Source organism: Burkholderia sp. Ac-20392, from assembly GCF_017104585.1.
Classification (GTDB): Bacteria; Pseudomonadota; Gammaproteobacteria; order Burkholderiales; family Burkholderiaceae; genus Burkholderia; species Burkholderia lata.
Window position 1 is genome coordinate 1 of record NZ_JAAGPB010000405.1, and the last position, 8023, is coordinate 8023.

The 8023-nt window shown below is 67.9% G+C and carries 7 protein-coding genes and 2 pseudogenes; all 9 read right to left on the bottom strand.

What is annotated here, in order from left to right; genetic code table 11:
- Positions 1-92: pseudogene (locus tag G3N99_RS30280) on the bottom strand (NAD(P)-dependent oxidoreductase); the annotation flags it as partial.
- 22 nt (positions 93-114) lie between these two features.
- Positions 115-696, bottom strand: coding sequence for a TIGR00730 family Rossman fold protein (locus G3N99_RS30285; protein ID WP_011352722.1), 582 nt, complete (start codon positions 694-696; stop codon positions 115-117).
- Complete coding sequence (locus G3N99_RS30290; protein WP_174942642.1) at positions 693-1451, bottom strand: TetR/AcrR family transcriptional regulator; 759 nt, start codon at positions 1449-1451, stop codon at positions 693-695. The genes G3N99_RS30285 and G3N99_RS30290 overlap by 4 nt, the downstream gene beginning before the upstream one ends.
- A gap of 205 nt (positions 1452-1656) precedes the next feature.
- Positions 1657-2193, bottom strand: coding sequence for a diacylglycerol kinase (locus G3N99_RS30295; protein ID WP_011352720.1), 537 nt, complete (start codon positions 2191-2193; stop codon positions 1657-1659).
- Positions 2190-3224 carry a glycosyltransferase family 1 protein gene (locus tag G3N99_RS30300; RefSeq protein WP_174935247.1) on the bottom strand — a complete coding sequence of 345 codons (1035 nt, stop codon included), beginning with the start codon at positions 3222-3224 and terminating at the stop codon, positions 2190-2192. Before G3N99_RS30300 ends, G3N99_RS30295 begins: the two co-directional genes overlap by 4 nt.
- Before the next feature lie 29 nt (positions 3225-3253).
- Entirely contained in the window at positions 3254-4192 is a 939-nt protein-coding gene (locus tag G3N99_RS30305) for a UDP-2,3-diacylglucosamine diphosphatase (protein WP_174942637.1), read from the bottom strand.
- A gap of 375 nt (positions 4193-4567) precedes the next feature.
- Positions 4568-5140 (bottom strand): annotated as a pseudogene (locus tag G3N99_RS30310) (CoA transferase); the annotation flags it as partial.
- Positions 5137-6324, bottom strand: a complete 1188-nt coding sequence (locus tag G3N99_RS30315) for an acyl-CoA dehydrogenase family protein (protein WP_206124206.1) — start codon at positions 6322-6324, stop codon at positions 5137-5139. The pseudogene G3N99_RS30310 and the gene G3N99_RS30315, both read right to left, overlap by 4 nt.
- Positions 6325-6335: 11 nt before the next feature.
- Complete coding sequence (locus G3N99_RS30320) at positions 6336-7874, bottom strand: AMP-binding protein (protein ID WP_241011923.1); 1539 nt, start codon at positions 7872-7874, stop codon at positions 6336-6338.
- Positions 7875-8023 lie beyond the last annotated feature (149 nt).

Sequence of the window (8023 nt, forward strand, 5' to 3'; positions counted from 1 at the left end):
TCGCGCTCGGCCGCCAGCACGGCGGTCGCGCGGCCGATGCCACGGCTCGCGCCGGTGATGAGGACGGCCTTGCGGTCGGACGGTGCGGTCATCGCGTGCGGGTTCCGGTGACGGTTACTTGGCTGCGTCGGGCGCCCACTTGTCGTGGACGGGCGGCTGGTAGCGACGCAGTCGCTCGATCAGTTCGACGGGTTCCGATTCGACGCAGAGCGCATCGAAATAGGCCGGACGCATGAAGCCCTCGTCGACCGTATGGCGCAGCAGCGCGATCAGCGGATCGTAGAACGAATCGATGTTGTAGAGCGCGACGGGCTTGCGGTGATAGCCGAGCTGCGCCCACGTGTAGACCTCGAAGAGCTCCTCGAGCGTGCCGGCGCCGCCGGGCATCGCGACGAACGCGTCGGACAGGTCGGCCATCATTTTCTTGCGGTGGTGCATGTCGGGCACGACGTGCAGTTCCGACAGCCCCGTATGGCCGACTTCCTTGTCGACGAGCAGTTCGGGAATCACACCGACCGCACGGCCGCCGGCCGCCATCACTTCGTCGGCGATCACGCCCATCAGGCCGACGCGGCCGCCGCCGTAGACGAGCGTGAGGCCCGCATCCACGAGCGCGCGGCCGAATGCGCGCGCGGCGTCGGCATAGACGGGCCGCACGCCGGACGACGAGCCGCAGTAAACACACACTGCCTTCATTGCTTGGAATCCTTGGCGGGGGCTTGCCCGGTGACGACCGGGCTGCCGGCGGGGCGCGGCGAACCGTCGCGCGGCGGCAGGTAGTCGGTGAACTGGCGCTTCGGCAGCTTGCCGGAGACCAGGTCGTCGAACAGCTGGCGCGAACGGCCGCGCAGGTACGGTGCCATCACGGAGATCACGTGCATGCTGACCTGGTGCAGTTCCTCGCGGATCGCGTCCTGGTCGTTGTATTTGCGCGGATGCATCACGTACTGATACGACAGCCAGTACGTCGAAATGACGGCCATGTTGGTGGCGATGACCTCGATCTCGGCGGGCGTCGCCACCATCTCGGTGTCGGACACGAGCAGCTCGCACATGTCGCGCGCGAAGCGCACCTTGTGGCTGATGATCTGCTTGAAGTGAGTCTCGAGCGTGCGGTTGCGGGCGAGCAGGTCGTTGAGGTCGCGATACAGGAACCGGTAGGTCCACATGAAATCGGCCATGTACTGCAGGTACGACCAGGTTTCGTCGATCGTCGGACGATGATCTTCGGGAAAGCGCAGCCGCCGTTCGATCTGCTGCTCGAACTGCGCGAAGATGCTGTTGATGATGTCGTCCTTGTTGCGGAAATGGTAGTACAGGTTGCCTGGACTGATTTCCATTTCCTCGGCGATCGTCGTGGTCGTGACGTTCGGCTCGCCGATCTCGTTGAAGAGTTTCAACGACAACTCGAGAATCCGTTCGCGGGTGCGGCGGGGAGGTTTCGCTTCCATGTCGTCCGGCCCTGTGTGTGCCGGACTGGCGGGCGCTGCAATCGATGCTGCGTGATTCGTCCGGCGCGGGTTGCTGTTCTATGTCTAGCGGACGATTATAAACCGGGGTTTCGCCACATCGGGGCATTTCGTGATCGCGGCCCCGCGCGGCGCATGGTGCAGCGCCGCACGCGGGCGGCACGACAGGGGCCCGCAGGGCAGCCGTCTAGAAGCCGAGCCAGCGTGCGACGACCGGTCCGAGCACGAAGCCCCACGTCGTCACGCACGCGAACAGCGCGACCGTCACGGCTGCGCTGCCGAGGTCCTTCGCGCGCTTCGAAAGCTCGTGACGCTCGAGCGAGATGCGGTCGATCGCAGCCTCGACGCTCGAGTTCAGCAGCTCGACGATCAGCACGAGCAGCACCGACGCGATCAGCAGTGCACGCGAGGCGGCCGGCACCGGTGCGAACGCGCCGATCGGGAGCATCAGCGCGGCGAGCGTGAGTTCCTGGCGAAACGCGCTCTCCTCGCGGATCGCGACGCGAAAGCCGTTCAGCGAATGCTTGAGGGCGTACCAGGCGCGCGTGATGCCGCGATGGCGCTTGTACGGGTTCGGCGGCAGCGGCGCGAGCCGATCGTCGGGGCCGAGCGGCTCGTGCGCATGCACGTCCGCGTCGGCGTGCGGCTCTTCCTCGTCGAACGGGCGGTGCCGTTGCGGCGTTGCGTCGGGGGGCGGGGTCTTGTCGTTCAGGTCTCGTTTCAAACGGCGGCACCTTCTGCTGGCGAGTACGCGGTCTTCGGCAGCGGCTTCAGATGCGACGCGAACTGCTCGGATGCCGCGCGCCACGAGAAGCGTTCGGCCCATGCGCGCGCAGTGGTGCGTTCGATCTTCAGCGCCTCGAGGCAGGCTTCCTGCAGGTCTTCGTGCATCGCGCCGGCGTCGCCTCCGCCGAGCACGTCGATCGGGCCCGTCACCGGATACGCGGCAACCGGCGTGCCGCAGGCGAGCGCCTCGAGCAGCACGAGGCCGAACGTGTCGGTGCGACTCGGGAACACGAACACGTCGGCCGCAGCATACACCTTCGCGAGCTCGGCCTGTGACAGCACGCCGAGATAGTTGGCTTCCGGATAGCGCGACTTCAGCTCCGCGAGCGCGGGGCCTTCGCCCGCGACCCACTTCGAGCCGGGCAGGTCGAGGCGCAGGAAGGCCTCGACGTTCTTCTCGATCGCGACGCGCCCCACGTACAGGAAGATCGGCCGTGCGGTATTGAGCACCTTCGATTCCATCGGCCGGAACACGTCGAGATCGACGCCGCGGGTCCACAGTACGACGTTCGTGAAGCCGAATTTCTCGAGGTCCTGCTTGACGACCGGCGTCGGCGCCATCACCGCGAGCGACGGGCCGTGGAACCAGTGCAGGAAGCGGTAGGTCGCGGCGAGCGGGATGCCGAAGCGCGCCTGCACGTATTCCGGAAAGCGCGTGTGGTACGCGGTCGTGTACGGCAGCTTGCGCGAACGCGCATAGCGTCGCGCGGCGAGGCCGAGCGGACCTTCGGTCGCGATGTGCAGCGCGTCGGGTGCGAACGCATCGATCCGCGCGCGCAGCTTGCGGTACGGCAGGATCGACAGGCGGATCTCCGGGTAGGTCGGGCAGGGCACCGTGCGGAATTCCAGCGGCGTCAGCATTTCGACGCGGTGGCCGAGTGCGGTGAGCTCGCGCGACGTGCTCTTCAGCGTGCGCACGACACCGTTGACCTGCGGTTCCCACGCGTCGGTGACGATCATGATCTTCATCGCGGCTTTGTCCTGTAAGTAAGGGTGTGTCAGGCAGTGGCCTTGGCCTTGCGCGACGTGGTCTCCGTCGGTGCGCTGCGCATCACCGTCCAGTAGACGATCTTCAGTTCGCCTTCCATCGTTTCGACGAGTGCGGACAGGCTTTCGACCCAGTCGCCGTCGTTGCAGTACAGCACGCCGTCGATGTCGCGGATCTCGGCCTTGTGGATGTGGCCGCACACGACGCCGTCGCAGCCGCGGCGGCGCGCCTCGTCGGTCATCACGGTCTCGAACTGCGAGATGAAGTTGACGGCGTTCTTGACCTGGTGCTTCAGGTACTGCGACAGCGACCAGTACTGGAAGCCGAGCCGGCTGCGGATCCGGTTGAACCAGCGGTTCAGCACGAGGATCAGCGTGTAGAGCGTGTCGCCGAGGTACGCGAGCCATTTCGCATGCTGGATCACGCCGTCGAACAGGTCGCCGTGCACGATCCACAAACGTTTGCCCGCGAGCGTCGTGTGGAACGCCTCGCCGCGCACCTGGATGTCGCCGAACGCGAGATCGCAGAACTGCCGCGCGCCTTCGTCGTGGTTGCCCGGGATGTAGACGACCTGCGTTCCCTTGCGTGCCTTGCGCAGGATCTTCTGCACGACATCGTTGTGCGCCTGCGGCCAGTACCAGCCCTTCTTCAGCTGCCAGCCGTCGATGATGTCGCCGACGAGGTACAGGTACTCCGAATCGTTGTGGCGCAGGAAGTCGAGCAGGTACGGCGCCTGGCAACCGCTCGAGCCGAGGTGGATGTCGGACAGCCAGATGGTGCGGTAGCGGTGGGCAGACGAGTCGGGGTCGTCATGCTGCTCGGCGTGCCCGGCTGGCGGGTCTTGCGACACCAGCCCGTCGGTTGCGGCAGAACCGGACAGGAAAGCGGTAGCGGCGCGGGCGCCGATGGGGTGACGGAACAGGGAGGTCGCGGACGTTTTCTGGCCCATGCATGACTCGCGCCGGTTGACATTACCGGCATTCCGCCATGCGGGCGTGACTGTGCCGTGACAGTCACGAGACGTTCTTATTACGACCGCTGCAGGGTGTTTAGCAGTGAATGGCGGGGCGTTGTGCAACCTGCCGTACGGAACGGCCGACCGTTGTCCGGCAAGGCTGTCCGGCCGGGCGGGAGGCGCACCGGCGAGGCGTTTTCGTCAGGTGAATGCGGTGCGTCAGCGTGGTATCGCGACGACGCGCGTACGTGCGATCCGGTCGTGCGGAAACTGGCGGTCGGCATGCAGCCGCGCGGCGCCGGCCCACACGACGATCCATGCGGCGGTGAGCGCGAGCGTGACAGGTACCGGCAGGCCGAGGAGCGGATGCAGCGCGAGCGCGGCGTGCAGAGCGGCCGCATGATCGGCCAGCAGCACGCGCGGCCGGGAGACGGTGTCGTGCAGCTGCGCGGGCACCGACCAGTAGCCGGCATCGGCCAGGAAGTTCAGGTCGTGGCCGGGGCGGTTCGCATACGGGCCGTCCTGCCCGTAGCCGGTGATCGAGCACAGCACGACGCGCGGGTTCGCCTGCGCCAGCACGTCGTAGCCGAGCCCGAGCCGCGTCATCACGCCGGGCCGGTTGCCTTCGACCACCGCATCGGCTTCGCGCACGAGATCGAGAAAGCGTGCGCGGCCGTCGGGCGTCTTCAGGTCGAGCACGATCGAGCGTTTGCCGCGATTGAACTGCGCGAACGTGTCGGCGCCGAACTGCCGCAACGCGTCGCCGCCCGGCGGCTCGACCTTGATCACGTCGGCGCCGAGCTGGCGCAGCAATGCGCACGCATGCGGCCCGGGCAGCAGTTGGCCGGCATCGACGATCCGCACGCCGCGCAGGCACGACCAGGCGGGCGCCTCACTGTCGGTGGCCGGCCATGCGCCGCATGCGTCGTCGTGCGCCGTCATGCGGCGCCTCCCGCGGCGGCCGGTTCGAGAATCGCCTTCGCGATCGTGTTGCGCTGGATCTCGCTGGTGCCGGTCAGGATCCGGAACATCCGCAGCTTGCGGAACGTCTGCTCGACCGGATGGCCGCGCGTGACGCCGACGTTGCCGTGGATCTGCACGGCCTTGTCCGCGACCTCGAAGCAGCGTTCCGACACGTAGAGCTTGCAGGCGGCGGCCGTCATCCGCAGGTCGGCGCCGGCATCGGCGAGCGCGGCCGTATGCGCGATCATGCTTTCGCATGCCCACAACGCGGCGGCCATGTCGGCGAGCATGTGCTGGATCGCCTGGAACCGCGCGATCGGTCCGCCGAACTGCCGGCGCGTGCGCGCGTAATCGAGCGACGCCCGGTACGCCGACATCGCGAGGCCGAGCATCGTCGGGCAATGCAGCAGCCGGTTCACGTTGATGCGCGACATGCCGAGCCGGAAGCCGTTGCCGAGCCCGCCGAACACGTTCTCGCGCGGCACGCGCACGTCGACGAAGCGGATGTCCGCATCGATGTGCTGGCCGGACATCGGCACGTACTCGTGCTCGACGCTCACGCCGGGCAGGTCGAGATCGACCAGCACGGCCGTGATCTGCGGCGGCGTCGCGGACGCATCGGTCACGCACATCACGATCGCGAAATCGGCGAACGGCGCGCCGCTGATGTAGTGCTTCGTGCCGTTGATCACGAGCGCATCGCCGTCCTCGACCGCCGTGGTGCGGATGCTCATCGCATCCGAGCCCGAGTGCGGTTCGGTCAGCGCGAAACACGTCGATTTCTCGCCGCGCATCACCGGCTTGAAATAGCGATCGAGCTGCGCGGGCGTCGCGTACTTCAGCATGTTGCCGACGCGCGGCGGGCCGCCAAGCTCGCCGAGCACGTGCGGCGCGAGTGCCGCGCCGCACGCGGCGAGGTCGGCCTTCAGCGCACACACTTCGGCGATCGACAACCCCTGCCCGCCGATCTCGACGGGCAGGCTCGCGGTATAGAAGCCGAGCGCGGCCGAGCGTTGCCAGACGCGGCGCAACACGTCGCGCGGCCACACGCCTTCCGAGTCGAGCCGCAGCTCGCGCTCGATCGGGCGCAGTTCGTCGTCGACGAAGCGCAGTACGGCCGCGCGCAGCGCGACGAATTCAGGGCGTTGCAGATGATCGAACATGGCGGGCTCCTTCAGTTGACGCGGCGCGCGACACCGCGCCAGTACTGCTCGCGCACGAGCTTGCGGGCGATCTTGCCGTTCGCGTTCTTCGGCAGCTCGGCGACGAAATCGATGGAGCGCGGCAGCTTGTAGTCGGCGAGCTGCGCGCGGCAATGCGCGACCAGATCGTTCGCCTGCGCGTCGCGGCCGGCACGCAGCACGACCACGGCCTTCACGGCCTCGCCCCACTTGTCGTCGGGCACGCCGACCACGCAGGCCTCGAGCACGCCTTCGTGCCGGTAGAGCGCCGCTTCGACTTCGGTCGGATACACGTTGAAGCCGCCCGAAATGATCATGTCGTGCTTGCGGTCGACCAGATAGATGAAGCCGTCGCGATCGGTGCGCGCGAGGTCGCCCGTGTGCAGCCACCCGTCGACCAGCACCTCGCGCGTCAGCTCCGGCGCATTCCAGTAGCCCTGGAACACGTCCGCGCCGCGAATCACGATCTCGCCGATCGCGTCGCCTTCGACTTCGCGCCCGTCGGCATCGACCACCCGCACCTCGGTTTCGCCGAGCGGCCGGCCGCAGGACGCGAGCCGCTCGCGGTCGTGCAGCAGCGCGTGCGCGTGGTCGGCGATGCCGAGCCGCGTGACGCCCGACGTCGATTCGCTCGCGCCATAGCCTTGCGACAGCACGGGGCCGATGCGCGCCCACGCTTCCTCGATGCGCGCCGGCGCCATCGGCGCCGCGCCGTAGCCGAGCACCTTCAGGCTGCGCAGGTCCGCCTGCGCGAGTTCGGGCGCATTCAGCAGCATGTTGACCATCGCCGGCACCATGAACGTGTGCGTGATGCGCTGGCGCGCGACGTCGGCGAGGAAATGCGCGGGCTCGAACGCGTCGAACAGCACGAGCGTCGCGCCGCAGAACAGGTACGGCTGCATCAGCATCCCGGACGCATGCGTGATCGGGCCGATCAGCGCGAGCCGGTCGCCGGGCTGCGCGGGGCGGTCCATCCCCAGCACGATCTTGCGCAGCGATGCGAGCCGGTTGCCGTAGCTCTGCATCGCGGCCTTGATGCGCCCCGTCGAGCCGGACGAGAAATGGAGCACGGCGAGATCGTCCGGCGCCGGCTGGTAGTCGGACGGCGTGTCGCTGCCCTTCGCGACCAGCGTTTCGTAGTCGAGATAGCCGGCCACCGCGCCGCCGATCGACACGAACCGCTCGACCGACGAAAAGCCCGGCGAATCGGGCGTGTAATCCGTGTAGCCGCGCCCGCCGATGAACGCGGCGGGCGCGCAGTTGCCGACGACCTCGGCCTCCCCGGCGGCCGTGCAGCGGGGGTTGTGCGCGGCTCTCACGGCGCCGGCTGGTAGTCGGACGGCGTGTCGCTGCCCTTCGCGACCAGCGTTTCGTAGTCGAGATAGCCGGCCACCGCGCCGCCGATCGACACGAACCGCTCGACCGACGAAAAGCCCGGCGAATCGGGCGTGTAATCCGTGTAGCCGCGCCCGCCGATGAACGCGGCGGGCGCGCAGTTGCCGACGACCTCGGCCTCCCCGGCGGCCGTGCAGCGGGGGTTGTGCGCGGCTCTCACGGCGCCGGCTGGTAGTCGGACGGCGTGTCGCTGCCCTTCGCGACCAGCGTTTCGTAGTCGAGATAGCCGGCCACCGCGCCGCCGATCGACACGAACCGCTCGACCGACGAAAAGCCCGGCGAATCG